The 15,879-nt window shown below is 40.4% G+C and carries 18 protein-coding genes; 9 read left to right on the top strand and 9 right to left on the bottom strand.

All coding sequences use genetic code 11. The features are described 5' to 3' along the window. Nucleotides 1-2 precede the first annotated feature (2 nt). Both HW120_RS08930 and HW120_RS08925 read left to right on the top strand, forming a co-directional pair. Nucleotides 3-1,228, top strand: a protein-coding gene (locus tag HW120_RS08930; protein WP_394353016.1) for an IS3 family transposase whose coding sequence is annotated in 2 segments (ribosomal slippage) — nucleotides 3-351 and nucleotides 351-1,228 — 1,227 coding nt in all. Because the reading frame shifts where the segments join, the coding sequence is not laid out codon by codon here. A 323-nt stretch (nucleotides 1,229-1,551) separates the two neighbouring features. Continuing rightward, nucleotides 1,552-2,154, top strand: coding sequence for a TetR/AcrR family transcriptional regulator (locus tag HW120_RS08925; protein ID WP_177733324.1), 603 nt, complete (start codon nucleotides 1,552-1,554; stop codon nucleotides 2,152-2,154). Here the strand turns inward: HW120_RS08925 and HW120_RS08920 are convergent, their stop codons facing one another. Further along, the gene (locus tag HW120_RS08920; RefSeq protein ID WP_177733322.1) at nucleotides 2,155-2,997 is read right to left on the bottom strand and encodes a polysaccharide deacetylase family protein; all 843 of its coding nucleotides are present in this window, start codon (nucleotides 2,995-2,997) and stop codon (nucleotides 2,155-2,157) included. It abuts the gene before it with no gap. Nucleotides 2,998-3,006: 9 nt separating this feature from the next. After that, nucleotides 3,007-4,308, bottom strand: coding sequence for an Ig-like domain-containing protein (locus tag HW120_RS08915; protein ID WP_177733320.1), 1,302 nt, complete (start codon nucleotides 4,306-4,308; stop codon nucleotides 3,007-3,009). Nucleotides 4,309-4,472: 164 nt separating this feature from the next. Between HW120_RS08915 and HW120_RS08910 the strand changes: the two genes are divergently transcribed. Genes HW120_RS08910 through HW120_RS08900 form a run of 3 tightly spaced genes read left to right on the top strand, consistent with a single transcriptional unit; the run spans nucleotide 4,473 to nucleotide 6,227 of the window. After that, nucleotides 4,473-4,937: a hypothetical protein gene (locus tag HW120_RS08910; protein ID WP_177733318.1), complete on the top strand. Its 465-nt coding sequence runs from the start codon at nucleotides 4,473-4,475 to the stop codon at nucleotides 4,935-4,937. A gap of 3 nt (nucleotides 4,938-4,940) precedes the next feature. Further along, the gene (locus tag HW120_RS08905; RefSeq protein ID WP_177733316.1) at nucleotides 4,941-5,255 is read left to right on the top strand and encodes a DUF3817 domain-containing protein; all 315 of its coding nucleotides are present in this window, start codon (nucleotides 4,941-4,943) and stop codon (nucleotides 5,253-5,255) included. Nucleotides 5,256-5,258: 3 nt separating this feature from the next. Continuing rightward, a complete protein-coding gene (locus HW120_RS08900) occupies nucleotides 5,259-6,227 on the top strand; it encodes a hypothetical protein (RefSeq protein WP_177733314.1) in 969 nt (322 codons plus the stop codon). 46 nt (nucleotides 6,228-6,273) lie between these two features. Here the strand turns inward: HW120_RS08900 and HW120_RS08895 are convergent, their stop codons facing one another. The 6 genes from HW120_RS08895 to HW120_RS08875 all read right to left on the bottom strand — a co-directional run bounded on the left by HW120_RS08895 (nucleotide 6,274) and on the right by HW120_RS08875 (nucleotide 12,006). Next, nucleotides 6,274-8,616: an outer membrane beta-barrel family protein gene (locus tag HW120_RS08895; protein WP_177733312.1), complete on the bottom strand. Its 2,343-nt coding sequence runs from the start codon at nucleotides 8,614-8,616 to the stop codon at nucleotides 6,274-6,276. Between the two features lie 22 nt (nucleotides 8,617-8,638). Further along, nucleotides 8,639-8,767, bottom strand: a complete 129-nt coding sequence (locus HW120_RS17785) for a hypothetical protein (RefSeq protein WP_262888399.1) — start codon at nucleotides 8,765-8,767, stop codon at nucleotides 8,639-8,641. 84 nt (nucleotides 8,768-8,851) lie between these two features. Then, a complete protein-coding gene (locus tag HW120_RS08890) occupies nucleotides 8,852-9,910 on the bottom strand; it encodes a hypothetical protein (RefSeq protein WP_177733310.1) in 1,059 nt (352 codons plus the stop codon). Next, nucleotides 9,891-10,433: an anti-sigma factor gene (locus tag HW120_RS08885; protein ID WP_177733308.1), complete on the bottom strand. Its 543-nt coding sequence runs from the start codon at nucleotides 10,431-10,433 to the stop codon at nucleotides 9,891-9,893. The genes HW120_RS08890 and HW120_RS08885 overlap by 20 nt, the downstream gene beginning before the upstream one ends. Continuing rightward, the gene (locus HW120_RS08880; protein ID WP_177733306.1) at nucleotides 10,430-10,996 is read right to left on the bottom strand and encodes an RNA polymerase sigma factor; all 567 of its coding nucleotides are present in this window, start codon (nucleotides 10,994-10,996) and stop codon (nucleotides 10,430-10,432) included. The genes HW120_RS08885 and HW120_RS08880 overlap by 4 nt, the downstream gene beginning before the upstream one ends. A 164-nt stretch (nucleotides 10,997-11,160) precedes the next feature. After that, on the bottom strand, nucleotides 11,161-12,006 hold the full coding sequence (locus tag HW120_RS08875) for a DUF2911 domain-containing protein (protein WP_177733304.1): 846 nt from the start codon (nucleotides 12,004-12,006) through the stop codon (nucleotides 11,161-11,163). 134 nt (nucleotides 12,007-12,140) lie between these two features. On the opposite strand from HW120_RS08875, the gene HW120_RS08870 reads away from it, so the two are divergent. Beyond that, entirely contained in the window at nucleotides 12,141-12,629 is a 489-nt protein-coding gene (locus tag HW120_RS08870) for an SRPBCC family protein (protein WP_177733302.1), read from the top strand. A 10-nt stretch (nucleotides 12,630-12,639) separates the two neighbouring features. Then, the gene (locus HW120_RS08865) at nucleotides 12,640-13,926 is read left to right on the top strand and encodes a cryptochrome/photolyase family protein (protein WP_177733301.1); all 1,287 of its coding nucleotides are present in this window, start codon (nucleotides 12,640-12,642) and stop codon (nucleotides 13,924-13,926) included. 34 nt (nucleotides 13,927-13,960) lie between these two features. Here HW120_RS08865 and HW120_RS08860 read toward each other — a convergent pair whose 3' ends face one another. After that, nucleotides 13,961-14,632 carry an HAD family hydrolase gene (locus HW120_RS08860; RefSeq protein ID WP_177733299.1) on the bottom strand — a complete coding sequence of 224 codons (672 nt, stop codon included), beginning with the start codon at nucleotides 14,630-14,632 and terminating at the stop codon, nucleotides 13,961-13,963. Nucleotides 14,633-14,821: 189 nt separating this feature from the next. Here HW120_RS08860 and HW120_RS08855 point away from each other — a divergent pair, with 189 nt between their 5' ends. Together HW120_RS08855 and HW120_RS08850 are read left to right on the top strand one after the other, a co-directional pair. Continuing rightward, a complete protein-coding gene (locus HW120_RS08855; protein WP_177733297.1) occupies nucleotides 14,822-15,364 on the top strand; it encodes an RNA polymerase sigma factor in 543 nt (180 codons plus the stop codon). A gap of 98 nt (nucleotides 15,365-15,462) precedes the next feature. Further along, a complete protein-coding gene (locus tag HW120_RS08850; protein WP_177733295.1) occupies nucleotides 15,463-15,876 on the top strand; it encodes a hypothetical protein in 414 nt (137 codons plus the stop codon). Nucleotides 15,877-15,879 lie beyond the last annotated feature (3 nt).

The following is a 15,879-nucleotide window of genomic DNA, read 5'->3' as shown; positions in this document are numbered from 1 at the left end:
TTATGAAAGACACAACAACAACGCGAGTTAAGCGTACTCAAAAGGATTATAATATGGCTTTTAAATTAGCTGTAGTTTCCCGAGTTGAACAAGGCGAAATGACCTATAAACAGGCTCAAACTGTTTACGGTATCCAAGGCAGAAGTACTGTTTTGGTTTGGCTGCGAAAATATGGTAACTTAGACTGGAGTAAACCAAATCTGTTATTTATGTCTAAATCTAAAGAAACCCCGGCTCAGATTATTAAACGATTAGAGAAAGAACTGGCAGGTGAGAAACTTCGAAATAAGATTCTCAATACGATGATCGACATTTCTGATAGTCAGTACGGAACCCAGATCCGAAAAAAGTTTTCTCCCAAACCATCTTCCGACTCCGGGAAGGAGCAGGAATAAGTTTGTCCAAAAGTTGCCGATTGTTTGGGATAAGTAGGCAAGCTATATATCAGGAACAAAAAAGAATCCTCGATCGGGAATCTGAGTTACTCAAAGTAAAGCATCTGGTTCTTTCTTTGCGATTGGAAATGCCACGTATAGGGACACGTAAACTATATTACCTACTTTCGAAGCAATTTGATCAACAGGGTGTAAAGATAGGTCGTGATGCCTTATTTGGTTATCTAAGAAGGGAGAAGTTACTTGTTAAACCAATGAAGAGTTACACTAAAACTACCTATTCTAAACATTGGCTACACAAGTACGAAAATCTTTTGAAAGAGTGTGAGATTAAACGTCCTGAACAGGTATATGTAAGCGACATCACTTATGTCAAATCATCCCGGAAAACCCATTATCTGTCTTTAGTTACTGATGCTTATAGCAGAAAAATAATGGGGTATAAGCTGAGTGATGATATGAGTTCTGAAAATGTGGTACAGGCATTAAAAATGGCTATACAGAATAGGAAATCAACATTACCCCTGATACATCACTCCGATAGAGGATTACAATATTGTTCTAAAATTTATCAGGAAGTATTAGCTAAAAACGGTATTACACCCTCTATGACTGACGGATATGATTGTTATCAAAATGCTTTAGCTGAAAGAATAAACGGAATTTTAAAAAACGAATTCTTGTTTTATAAATGCAAAGATGGTCAGACTTTAGGAAAGCTTATAAAAACAGCGATAGAAACGTATAATGCTAAAAGACCTCATTTGAGTTTAATGATGAAAACGCCTAATTTTATACATGAAAAAACCAGCCAGGTAAACCTGACTGGTTAATATATTTTTATTCTAAAATCTGTCAACCTATTTTAGGACGACTCATATATAGCTCCGGCTTGCCCTTTGCCCCTTGCTTTTTGCCCTTTGCCTTTTACCCCTTGCCTTTTGCTTTTTGCCCCTTGCTTATATTACCGGTCATCCGGAAGCCTGCATCGCTTTGCAGCATTATTTCCGCAATGAAAAAAACTGGGATACCAAACACCTGAAGACAAAACCTTTCTGGAAATAATCCGCCGGACAGCGTTTATGAATACTACCGGTTTTTTTGAGTCCCCGGTAATTTTATACTACCTTCGTCAAATCATACCAATCAGTATCTTATGTCGAAAGCTGCAAATACCCGAATGACCATTCTTCAGAAATCGTTTGATCTGATTTACCGGCAAGGTTATCAGGCAACCAGTATTGATGAGATACTGGCTACAACACAGGTCACCAAAGGGGCTTTTTATTATCATTTTAAAAGCAAAGAAGAAATGGCACTGGCACTGATCCGGGAACACATGCGTCCGGAAATGCATACCATTATGATCAGGCCGCTCATTGAAGCAGAACATCCAATGGACGAGATCTATTTAATGATGACAAATCTGCTTCAGGATACTACTTTTTTTGATGTGAAATACGGCTGTCCTGCCATTAACCTGATTGAAGAAATTGCCCCGTTAAGCGAGACATTCAACAAAGCGCTTTCCCTTTTAATGTTCGACTGGAAAGCGGCTATCGTAACCAGCATTGATAAAGCAAAAAGCAGGCAGCTTATTAAACCGGAAACCAATGCCGAACAGGTTGCCGTTTTTATCATTTCGGGCTATGGCGGTATCCGCAACCTGGGAAAAATAGGCGGAAGAAGTTATTACAACAGCTACCTCGACCAGTTAAAAGCTTATTTAGACAGTCTGAAACCAGCCATTCAAAACTAATTATCGTCCTTTGAGCGGATAGTCTTTTAGCTGCGCAAAAGAATAGCCTTGTTTTTTGAGTTCCGGTACGATTACTTTCAGCGCTTCATACGTATTCCACTTCGGGCGGTTAAAATGCATGATGATAATGGCACCCGGTTTTACGGTAGTCAGGACATTATTGACAATTGTTTTTACCGGCGAAAAAGGGATCGCATCACCGGAAAGCACATCAAAACTGATGATGGTCGTATGAAGGCAACGGGCAATTTTCGCACAGGATTCGTCGGTATAGGCTGTAGCCGAACGGTAAAAAACAGGACGTCTTCCGGTAATTGCTTTTATTTTTCGGGCATTTGCTTCTATTTCATCAAAAGCATCCGGAACATCGGGTGTGCCCTTTATTCCATATTCACTTTCCCCGTCAACCGAACAGGGACGGTGATTCAGTCCGTGGTTTTCAATTTCAAAAAGCGGATTTTTGCTTAGCTGTTTCAGGGTTTCCAGATTGGCATCGATCCATTTTCCGGAAACAAATAAGGTTGCCGGAATTTTTTCCCGTTCTAAAAAGGCAATGAGTTCTTTATCAAAATCATCGCCATGCGGTCCGCCGCAGGCATCAAAGGTTAAAGCCAGTACTTTTTGCCGGGTAACCAGGTCTTCGTCTACGCCTTTTACAAATTCTCCCCAATGACCGGGTAAAGCATTACGGAAAACAGTACTGATACTGTCTTTTTCCCTCAGGTAAGACTTGTCCTGATACAATTGACGGAGAAAAACGGTATTGGTATAAATGCCGGATTGTGCCAGGCAGGCGGCTACCGGAATGAACAACAAAAAGGCAATGATTATATTTTTCTTCATATTTCAAATTTATTCAGCGGTCTGTATGTCTATCAGATACGGTTTTAAGCGAATACCGTCAACCGTTCTGAAACGGCTGGTTGCATAGGATTGATAGTGTTTCCCGGGTTTTAGATCGGCTTCAAAGGTAAATGACTTTCCATCCTCCGAAAATCCGATAACATTGGCCACCCGCAAAACATGTTCTTCTCCCAACGGGCCGAAATCGAATCCCCTGAAATTTTTATGCATGACCTCCGAAAAGTGAAGGGTAATGCGAACCGGTCCGGGGCTTACATTTTTACTTCCGTCTGAAAACGGGGTGACGCTGACAACCTGCGGCCGTGCGTTGTCATAATCCGTTTCCATCTGCGCTAAAGTGCGGGAAAAGAATTTTGTTTTATCCACAAAAGCAGCTACTTCTTTCTCATGGGTATAATCCAGTTCTATCATTTCCTTAAGCGCCTGTTTTTTGTCTGCCGCCATTTCATAATAGCGCTCGCATATCGCGTAGCCGATATAATAACCCAGATCCCTTTCTTTTAAGTCGTTTTGGTTTATGCCCCAAATCCAGTTATAGGTGTTGTCCATTACCTGCATCTCCTTTTCAAACTGTTCCCGGACCGCTTTTTCATGCTTTTTTCCAAAAGCGATGGCTGGTGTGGCAGCAGGCTTTCCGGTTACTTTTGTCGAAACAAATTCCGCTACACCTTCATACAGGCAATAGTATAATAAGCTGCCCGTTAGTGTTTTTTGCTGGGTATGCACATACTCATGCGTACACAACAGACCTATTTCTTTAATCGGAGTAAACGTTTTATAAAAATAATGCAGGTTTTCCGGCAGCTCACTAATCACGGTAGCTTTATCTGCCAGGGCCATTTCACTGCCAATCAATACCGTATTGTCCAAAATGGTACCATTGGTCCGGAAAGCTCCTATTGTAAAATAGACCGGAACCGGGCGCAAAGCCGGATAAGCTGCTTTTAGCCTGGCGATGTCATGCTCAATCTCCGAAGCCAGCTTTTTTGTTTTAAGGGTGTTTTTCCGGATCGATTTCCAAAACTCAGGATAATTGTTTATTGCCTTTATATAGTCTTTAGCAGTATAACTCCTTGCCTGCATTATGTTTTTCAGGCCTTCGGTTCCTTTATCAAAATACATTTTTTGCAGTATATCATACTGCTTAACGCTGTCTGTTGTTGCCGTTATTTTATCGTAGGCATTCCAGAAGTTGGTAACATCCGTGGCGATAATTGTTGTTTTATTATCCTGTGCAGCCATTACTGCCCATAAAAAGAAAAAAAATACTGCTAATTTCTGTTTTGCCATACTGTTGCTGATTGCTGTTTAAAAGGTTCCTAAATATAACAGGAATTATACTAAGCACAAACAAATTGCGCTGAATTCCATTATTTTAAAATGAATCTTTTTTAAAAACATACTAATTAGTATGTTTTTTTATTTACATTTGTCACCATATAAAAACAACGGTGATGTATACTTTATTACTACAATTTCATTCCCTGTTCCGATGGCTGGTTTTGTTCGCCTTATTACTCGCCCTTTTCAGATCGTTTACAGGTTATTACAAACAAACGGTGTTCACCAAAACCGACAATGCGATCCGGCACTGGACCGCAACACTTTCCCATATCCAGTTGGTAATCGGGATGCTGCTGTATACCCAAAGCCCGTTTGTGACCTATTTTTATGATACCTACAAAACGGATAAGCTGACCATCGAAGCACTGTTTTTTGGTGCTATTCATATTGTCCTGATGTTTTTCGCCATCGTTTTTATCTCCATCGGTTCTGCCAAAGCAAAAAGAGTAACAGCAGACCGGGACAAATTCAAAACGATGCTCGTTTGGTTTTTCATAGCCCTTGTGATTATCTTCATTGCTATTCCATGGCCTTTTTCACCTTTAGCCAACCGACCACTTTTAAGACCTTTTTAAATCATGCTGCACTATTTCAAATCCGCTATCGGCCGTTTACGGATCATTGCTTTTCTGGAGGGCATTAGTCTTTTGGCATTAGTTTTTATCGCCGTTCCTTTTAAATATTTTCTAAACCATCCGGAACTGTCAAAAACCTTAGGTCCGATTCACGGGGCTTTATTTCTTCTTTTTGTGTTCAATGTCTTAAGCGTTGGCGTCCAGCAAAAATGGACCTTCCGGGAAACCACCTGGAAAGTTTTACTCGCCTGTGTTATTCCGTTTGGCACATTTTATATTGACCATACCCTGCTTCGTAAAATAAAAGATACCGATTAAGCCATGAAAAATGCCAAATGGGTTGTCGTGTTATTGCTGCTTTTTAGTGTTACCGTTACCTACTTTAGTGTACAGGGCTCCCGCCCCATTCAAAACAGCTATGCCTTCCCGAAAAAACTGTCGGCTTTACGGCTGTTTGCCGGTCCGATGTCGCTTTTAACCCCGGCTGAAGGTTTGGAAGTACTGGAACTTTCGGCTACCTTGTTTACCGATCATGCCGAAAAACAACGGCTTATACGGCTCCCAAAAGGAACAAAACTAGTTGTTAAAGACAACGGACTTCCTCTATTTCCGGAAGGGACATTGCTTGCCAAAACATTTTATTACCCGTTGGCCAACAACAAAAGACAGCTGATCGAAACCCGTGTTTTGCTGCTTAAAAATTCCAAATGGAATGCGGTTACCTACCAATGGAACCGCGAACAAACGGAAGCATTCCTGATTACACAAGGTGCTACCGTAACCGTAAACCTGACCGACAATACAGTGATTAACTACCAGATTCCGTCGGCCACAGCCTGTACTTCCTGCCATCGTGCTGGCGATGTTTTACTGCCAATCGGTCCGAAAATGCGCAACCTCAACCGGATGGTAATACTGGATGGAAAACAGCACAACCAACTGGATGTACTGCAGGCCAAAGGTTTGCTAAACAATACCACTGCTTCCCCAAAAATTACCGCATTACCCAATTATAACGATACCGGCATTCCGTTGGAACAACGTGCCCGGGCGTATATGGACCTCAATTGTGCCCACTGCCACAATCCGGGTGGAATGGCCGGTAATCAGACACTAAAACTGGACTATGCCGTTCCTTTCGGGAAAAGCGGTATTGCCATAAACAAACTCAATATTATTTACCGTATGGAAACCAAAGGGGATTTCCACATGCCTAAATTAGGAACCACCGTTACCGATACCGCAGGGCTGACACTCGTGAAAAACTACATTAAAAGCCTAAACAATTAAAAACAGGTTTTGATTTGATTTGATTGATGATTGAAAACTCTTATTGTTAATTTGCCCTGTTTTTTTCGTCAAACTTAATGTTGCTTGTAGCGCCTTTTACTTTGTTGTTACCAAAATTATAGGTTGCGCTCAGCGTAAGTGTCCGCCCGTCATAATAGTTATCGTATGTTGTGCTGATGGTTGTATAGGTGGTATTTCCTCTGCCTCTGTCGGAACGGAATACATCGTTTATAACGGCATTAACCTGTAACTTTTTATCCAATAGCGCCATTTTTAAACTGGGAGAAAACTCATAGGAACCCTTTATATAGGAATTTCCATAGGTGTACGGTAATGCCTGCCAGAAATTAAGCAACAGGAACATGGTTTTATCCTTATTTAACGTTATCGTATTATTGGTCGTATAGTAAAAGGAAAACGACTGCTGCCCCACAATGTCAGCATATAGCCCTTTCGTTTGGGTGTGATAGGTATTCAGATTTACGGAACTTTCCCAGAGGCTGAAAAACGTATCAACATAATTCACCGTTAACCCGGTTTTGCTTTCGCGGAAATAATTCTGGTAGCCTACAATTTTATAGCCGTCATTAAAGTTTACTACCTGTCCGTAATTATCGTCACTGAATTGCTGGTAAAGCGTAAACGATAGTTTATTTTTAAACGAATAGCCCAATTCTATATTGTCGTTATAGGACGGCTGCAACAACGGATTTCCTTCTGCATAAGTATAGGTATTGGAATACCAGCGGTATGGGTTCAATGCTCTGAAAAACGGCCTGTTGATCCGTCTGGAATAATTAACAGAAAGTGCGTGATTATTAGTGGGTTTGTAAACCACATATAGCGACGGAAACCATTTCCCGTAATGCTTTGTTGTCTTCTCTCCTGTTGCCGGCGTCAAGCCTTCAATAATGGAATATTCATAACGCAGCCCCGCTTTTGCCGACCACTGCTCACTGAAGTTTTTATGCATACTGAGATAGCCTGCCAGATTTTGCTCATTGTAACGAAACAGGTTGCTGTTGTTCGGATCCAGTACATATTCATGCTGTAAAAAGTTGAAATACTGAATATCGGAAGCATTCCGGAATAGTGTATATTTTGTTCCGGTTTCCAGATTGACCCAGTCGTATGGCAATACCAGATCGGCCTGACCGGACCAGATGGCATAATCAATGACGCTGTAATTGCGAACAGTTGTGCTTTGCTCCGTTTGTGTATTCAGTGTCCGGAAGTTTATTTTGTTATCCGGAATGTTGGAAAAATAATTCCCGGTAATGTTTAGCTTTTTGCCTAAAGTATCCAGTTTTTGTTCATAAAATACACTCAGCGTATGTGACGGAACATTATAGCGGTGTTGCGAATTGGTTGTCAGCAGTGAATCTGTCTCGCTTCCGGTTTTATAAATGGACGCATTATGAATATCCATATTGAGTTTCCCCATATTAAAATCATAAATAGCGCCTATTTTAGATTTTTCAGACAGCGCATAATCCAGACTCAGGTTCCCGCCTATTCCCTTATTCATATCTTCCCGGACATCCGTACTGTAAACCGAATTATCGCCCTGAACACTGGTTCGTTCTACCGATTTCTTTTTACGGTCGTAATGCCGCAGCTTTAACGAAGTACTAAACCGCTCCGACTGGTAATTCAAGGCTGCAATGTTTATATAACCGTTGAATGTTTTGCGCACATAGGTGGACGATACATTTCCGCTCCATCCCAAAACCGGATTCTTTTTAAGGATAATATTAATGATACCGCTATTTCCCTGGGCTTCATATTTTGCCGGAGGCGTTGTGATCACTTCTATTTTGGCAATATTGTCTGAACGGAGTGCTTGCAGGTAATTGACCAGTTCACTTCCCGAAAGGTTTAGCATCCGGTCGTTGACCATAACCGAAACACCACTTTTCCCAACAATCGAAATCCCGTTATTCGCATCTACTTTTACCATCGGGGTATTGCTCAAAGCCTGTGTGGCATCCATTCCCTGGGAAGCAACGCTGTTTTCGACATTAAAAACCAGCCGGTCCACTTTCCGTTCGATGAGTTTTTTCTTCTTTTCGATGACCACCTCCTGTAATACTTCTGTATTTCCAATTTTCAGGTCGCCTAAATCGATATTCTTGTCCAGCTGCAGTGGGCTGTGGTAAACCGTTTTGCCAAGCCGGTTAATTTTAAGCGTATAATTGCCTTCAGCTGCTATTATTTTAAAATTGCCTTTTTCATCGGAGAATTCTTTTTTTACGATCAGGCTGTCGTTTGTTTGCAGCAGAATTTCCGCCAGATCGACTGAACCGGCAATTCTTCCGGAAACCGTATATTGGGCTTGTGCCCTACTCCAAACAGCAACAAGGGCTATTACAATAAAAAGTAGACGCATATTTTGTTTTGATTTTTTGAGGTTACGGCTGTTCCGCTTCGAAACAGTCTTTTAGTTGTTTTACGGCAATAGTCTTCCTGTCCTGTTCTTTATCAAAAGAGGGTACATGGTGTAGTCCTGTTGTTTCGGCACCGGCAATAGTTTCCCGCATCCGGAACGGATGTTCTTAAAAAACAGGAAACTATCAGGGTTAACGACGAAGGGTTGGCCTGTTTAAGGCTGTCGTAATTTCCGCTTACATTTTCATGATTTTTACGTTGCCGTAAGTAGATTTAATCGTCATCGTGTTGGCACCGCTTTTCTTGTAAAATCCGGTATAGGTAGTCGTATTTTTAACCGTTGTTTTGTTGGCATCCAGACCGGAATTGTCCGTTAAATCGGCATACGTGAGCTCAAAATTATAATTAAAAGGATAGTTATCGGCATGACCGATTGTAATTCCGGTATATCTGGAAATTATGCTCACATTATTCGCTTTTGCTTCTATCCCATTAATCGTTATCTGCCCGTAATCGGACGTAAGCGCGATATCTTTTGAAAGCTGTCCGAAAACCATTGTTGTGTAATCGCCATTCCCTTTAACCAGGTCGGCACTGCCAATAGTAAGCCCGCCGTACTTTGATTTAAAATCCAGTACATTGACCTCTTTGATTTTTGCCTGTGTATAGTTGTTCACCAGGTTTAATTTATCGGATTTATTCAGTGTAAAATCCGAATAATTGGCTGTCAGCACACCTTCTTTCAGGTAACCGATAGTTGAAGCACTGGAATAGCTTATCTCGATAGTATTGCGGCTGCCAAGCAGTTCACTAGCCGTAAGCTTACCGTAACGGCAGTTGATATTTGCTTCTGCCAGCAGTTTATCGACCGTTATATTGCCAAATTTGTTTGCCAGTTTTACGCTTCCGTTTTTGGGAATTTTAATCGTATAATTGATTTCGATACTCAAATTGGATTTGCTTTCACCCATTTTATCCAGAACCGTTGTGGCCGTTATCCTGTTTTTCAAAGCTTCCAGATCAATACGGATTGCCTCTATTCTTTTGTTAACAGCCGCTTCGTTGTTGCCGCTAACCTTAATGAATACTTCAATGGCCGTTTTAGCCTCATTCCAGGTCGTCACATAAATGTTTCCAAAGCTGTTGCTGACTTCCAGATGGGCATCCGGGTTTACTAAATATGTTTTTTCAATCTTTTTTTCTTTGCTGTATTTACCCGGATTGCCATTACCTGCAATAAGGAAAGACGGTACTATTAAAAGAAACAGCATTATTTTAGAGCATATTGTTTTCATGTGATTTCTTATTTAGTTTGTTATTATTGTCTATTTGATGCAATACATCTTCCAAAAAGGATATTCTTGTTTTCAGATTGGTGAGCATTGCAAAAATCAGCTGCTTGTTTTCACCATTATGAAGAAGCTCGAGCTTAATTTTTTCATAATCGCTATCCAGTTTTTGCATCTGTATAATCGCATCTGCTATGATTTTTTTGTTTTCGGGTGTATCGCGTTCCGTTACTTTTTCCAATTCATTGTCAATGATCGCTGTAAAATAGAAATGTATTTCCTGTACTTTCGGAGAAGTATCTGCCCATTCTTTTGCTGCCGGAGTCTGGTGCTGGTAATACATAAAATATGACCCTATACACAGGATAACGGAAGCCGCTACAGTTACCGGCATCCAATATCTGGTTTTCTTTTTCTGTTGTATCTTATCAAAAAAACGCTCCTGGTGTCCTGATTCCGGTTCTTCAAAATCCCAGTCTTTTTCCAACCGGTTAAACAGCGTTGTTAAGTTGTCTTTTTCCTCTTTCATCTTACGGCTTCATTTAGTTTTATTCGTAATTTATCTTTTGCCCTGCTAATCATTGTCCGGCAGTTCATTTCTGTTATTCCCATGATCTGGCTGATTTCTTCCTGATCATATCCTTCTATCAGAAACAGCGTTAAAGCGATCCTGTAATTGTCCTGCAGTGACTGAATCGTTTTCATAACCTGTTGTGCTTTCAGGTTGCTGTAATCCATTTGCGTGTTATCGTCCGGAATGTCTTCTACTTTATTCAACACCGGATGCAATGCTTCCGTTGCCATTTTATGCCTCTTTTTGTAATTGTCGATACTCTTGTTCACGACGATCTTTTTAAGCCAGGCTCCAAAAGAAACTTCCTTTTTATATGCGTCCATATTCAGGAAGGCACTCAGAAACGATTCCTGCATAATGTCTTCCGCCCAATGCTCATCCTTCACAATACGATAGGCCGTATTGTACATCGCTTTATAAAACCGATTGTAAATTTCAAATTGGGCACCCCGGCTTCCGTTCTGGCAGCGTATAATTAAATTGTCGATATCGTTTGGTTTCGTTTCCAATGAAAGCATCAGGTTTTTATATAAAGACAGTACTTTTTTTGAAATGTTACACTTTTCAGAAAATAATATGCAAAATAGTATCAATATTAAAAAGATACCACTATCTCCTCAAATTATAGCGCATAAAAAAAGCCGGCACTAAGCCGGCTTTCATCATATCGTGATAACAATACTTATTTTTTAGACCATTCCAGGATAGAATCCTTGTTCATCTTAACATAGTCACCATTGTTTTCTTTTTCAGCACCTGCCAACGATAATTTTGCTGTATCAATAGCGCCTTTTTTATCGCCCAGTTTCGCCTGAACCAATGATTTCAAACGCAAATACCAGAAAGGTGGTTCTTTTTTCATTTCAATAGCTTTGTTAACCCATCCTAAAGCTTTGTTCATATCGCCATTGGATTGGTAATAGTACTGAGCTGCTGAGAAATAATCATTCTCTGTTGGACCTGCTAAAACATTTTCGATGCTCTTAGCAGCTATTTTTTGTGTAGGTACTTCAAACTTAACGGCTACCAATGTTTTTTCCCATGAAATTTCAAGGTTAGCATAGTCGTTATCCAGGTTGTTTACCGCAATAGTAAAGGTTTCTACTTTTCTGCCTAACGTTTCCGGTTTTACCGTTGTACGCAACGCTACTTTAGACTCATCCCATTTTTCAGGATTCCCCCAGTTATCTGTTGAAGTGTAAAAAATCACATCCCATGAATCTGCTTTTGGCAGTGTATAAAGGGCATATTTTCCTTTTTTCAACGTTTTACCGTCAATTACAACATCATCACTAAAAGAGATCGTCGTATTCGCGTTTGCTCCGGTTCTCCATATCTTTCCGTAAGGAACCAATTCTCCGAATACTGCTCTCCCTTTTGAACTTGGACGGGAATAATCCAACTCCACCTGGGTCAAACCAACTACTTGTTCCAATTCTGCTTTTGGACTCGCTTGTGGTGCTTTTACCTGCGCTTCAATGGCTAAAGTTGCCATAAAAAATGCTGCAGTTATAAAAATTTTTCTCATAACTATTGTCTGTTTATTAGCGAACGAATTTACTAAAAATTAACACTTAAAATGTTAATTTTAATTTAAAAGAAAAAAATGCTGTTTAACGATTTCATAAAAAAATTAAACAGTTGTACTTTTACCAAAAAAGTATGAGACTTTATACCTTACATACCAAACAAAAGCTTCCCATTACAGTGGATGAAGCCTGGGATTTCTTTTCAGATCCGGGCAATCTGAATGTGATTACACCGGATAACATGAAATTCCGGACCCTATCCGGTGATAAGCAAAAAATGTTTGCCGGACAGATCATCCATTACCGGATTTCTCCTTTTCCCTTAATAACGATGCAATGGGTTACCGAAATCACACATGTTCAGGAAAAAAGCTTCTTTGTGGACGAACAGCGGTTTGGTCCTTATAAGTTTTGGCACCACAAACATTTTTTCAAAGCCATTGAAGGCGGCGTTGAAATGGAAGACGTAGTACATTATCAGGTTCCTTTTGGTGTTTTAGGCGAATCGTTTCATCCGCTTATCGTAAAACCCAGGCTGAAAGCTATTTTCGATTACCGGAAAGCTGCATTAATCAAGCGCTTCGGGGAATACAATCCGAATATTAAAACATCAAGGTTATAACAAATTATATATGACTATTTTTTGGTTCAGAAGAGATTTACGACTGGAAGACAATATCGGTTTGTTCCACGCACTAAACAGCGGGGAACAGGTACTCCCTGTTTTTATTTTTGATCCTGATATCCTCACCCAGCTGCCGGAAGACGATGCCCGCGTAACTTTTATACACACCCTTTTGTCTAAAATCCAGGAACAGCTCTTAAAGAAAGGAAAATCCCTGGCCGTATTTCACGGAAAGCCGCAGGCGGTTTTTCAAACACTTATTGCCAGTCATAACATCAGCACCGTCTATACCAATCATGATTATGAGCCGCTGGCACGAAAAAGGGATATGGAAATCTATAGCCTGCTAAAAGAACACCATATTGGTTTTAAAACCAGTAAAGACCAGGTTATTTTTGAAAAAAATGAGGTGGTTAAAGACGACGGAACGCCTTATGTAGTGTACACTCCCTATTCCAAAAAATGGAAAGAAAAATTCCGCGGCATTCAATTGTCCCGGTATCCTTCTGAAGACTATCTGGACAACATTAGCACCCACGCTTATCCGTTTTTAAGCCTGGAGGCCATTGGATTTAAAAAATCGGCTATTACGGTAAGTCCTTTTGATATTTCCGAAAAATTGATTGACCATTACGAAGCCACCCGCAACTTTCCTGCTGTTTCAGGAACGTCAATGCTGGGAACCTATCTACGTTTTGGAGCGGTAAGCATCCGGAACATGGTTCAAAAAGCGTCCGAAAGCCGTTATGAAACTTTTTTAAACGAGCTGATCTGGCGTGAATTTTTCATGCAGATCTTGTGGCATTTTCCACATACGGTAAACCGCAGTTTCCGGGAAAAATACGATACTGTTGTTTGGGAAAACAATGAAGTTCTGTTTCAAAAATGGTGTGAGGGAAAAACCGGTTATCCTTTTGTTGATGCCGGAATGCGGGAACTGAATGCCACCGGCCACATGCACAACCGCGTACGCATGATTGTTGCCAGCTTTTTATGCAAACACCTGCTGATAGACTGGAAATGGGGCGAAACCTATTTTGCACAGCATTTACTGGACTACGAACAATCCAGCAATGTCGGCAACTGGCAATGGGCAGCGGGCTCCGGTGTTGATGCCGCACCGTATTTCAGGATCTTCAATCCCACCGAACAGATCAAAAAATTTGATCCGGATTTGAAATACATAAAAAAATGGATCCCGGAGCTGGAAACCTCCCTTTATCCCAAACCGATAGTCGATCATAAAGAGGCAAGGGAAAAATGCCTTAGCGTCTATAAAAAAGCCGTGGGATAATTTTACATTAGTCCACGGCTCAATACCTGTTATTCTATAAAACGATTCTGTTTTTTATCCCTTTCACCGTTTCAAAATTGATCTCATCAAAATGGTTGATTTCAAAATCGGCTTCTGTTAAATCCTGAAGTTTGGAATTGGCACTGTTATAGGCCAGACAGAAAATATCTGCCGCTTTGGAAGCTCTCACCCCATTGGTACTGTCTTCAATAACAATACAGTTTTCTTTTGGCGCCACCGATAACGAAGCTGCATGCAGAAAAATGGCCGGATGCGGTTTCGATTTCGGAAAATCCTCTCCGCTCACCGTATGTGTAAAATACGGATGCAGTTCAAAACGGTTAAAAACCCTTTCAATAGTACCTTTGGAAGCAGAAGATGCCAAAATCAGCTGCATCCCGTTTCCATGAAGATCCACGATTAATTTACGCACTCCTTCAATCAGTTCTAAATCTTCTTTAGTATCGAAAGCATCGTTGAATAAAAAACGTTTCCGAAGGATCAGTTCTTCCACATCGTGCGGCAAACCGAAAGCATCTTTTAATTTCTGGAAAACATTACGGGTGGAATTCCCGGTAAAAGTGGCATACATTTCTTCTGAGACTGCGATTCCCAATTCTGAAAAATGTTTGTAGTAAGCATATTTATGAACCGGTTCCGTATCTACGATTACGCCGTCCATATCAAAAATCACTGTTTTAATCATTGTGTTGTCGTTGTTTGTGCAAAAGTACGGCTTATTGTTTTATTTTTCCAAAGCGGAAGCGAACAATCCGTTTTTATAACGGTTCTATCCGGCTGAATAATAACACTTCCAAACGATTTTCGGCTGAAAATGAATTTTTAATTAAACTTTTTCCTTTACCTTTAGTCTAATTCACAAACAGCATGGCTTTTGCAGGACGAAAAAACATTTATCAGCGAATTATTGAATCCGAAAACGCAGAATGAAGCGTTTCGAAAGCTGCTATCCGAATACCAGCGTCCGCTATACAATCATATCCGGAACATCGTTATCAATCACGACGATACCGATGATGTTTTACAAAACACTTTTATCAAAGTATTTAATAATCTGAATGGTTTTAAAGGCGAAAGCAAATTGTTTTCCTGGATTTACCGTATTGCTACGAATGAAGCCATTACATTTATCCATCAGAGAGCCCGGAAAGCCGGTGTTTCCAGCGAAGAGCTGCAATCGAAAGCCGTGAATAACCTGGAAGCCGATGTGGATTATGACGGTGATGTCATCCAGCTGAAATTACAGAAAGCTGTGGCTACCTTACCGGAAAAACAACAGCTGGTTTTTAAAATGAAATATTTTGAAGAACTGAAATATGAAGATATGTCGGAAATTTTAGGAACCTCCGTAGGCGCCTTAAAAGCGTCGTATCATCATGCTGTTAAAAAAATTGAAGAATATTTAAATTCCGATTAAACCTTTTTTTCGGAACCTTGTCAAATAGATAACATGAATATGAAATAGCGGTGTTTTACTATATAAATACCGTTTATGAAGCACGAAAACTGAGAATAATGAAAAAGTTTGATTTACATAACGATCCGAAAATAACCTCCGGTTTTAAAACTCCGGATGCTTATTTTGAAAAATCCGCTGCGGAGATAATGGCGAAATTACCGGTACCAGAAAGTGGTAAGGTCATCGCATTGCCCCAGCGAAAAGTAGTCTGGATGTCGGGCATAGCCGCTTCCCTGCTATTGGTATCCGGATTGTCTGTTTATTATTTTGCCGGCACACCGTCTACCGGAAATTTAGACGATGCCGTGGTGGAATCCTACCTGCAGGCCAATGTGAATTCTTTCGACATTATCCAGCATCTTGATGAAAAAGATATTAAAGAACTTGAAAAATCCATCGTTTTAAGCGACGATGCCGTAGAGTCCTATCTATCCGATAACAACAATTTAGACCTTTATTTAAACGAATAATAC

It is taken from the genome of Flavobacterium inviolabile, from assembly GCF_013389455.1.
In the GTDB taxonomy this organism is placed as follows: Bacteria; Bacteroidota; Bacteroidia; order Flavobacteriales; family Flavobacteriaceae; genus Flavobacterium; species Flavobacterium inviolabile.
The sequence above is the reverse complement of the archived record's forward strand: the minus strand, read 5'-3'. Positions and strand labels throughout refer to the sequence as shown.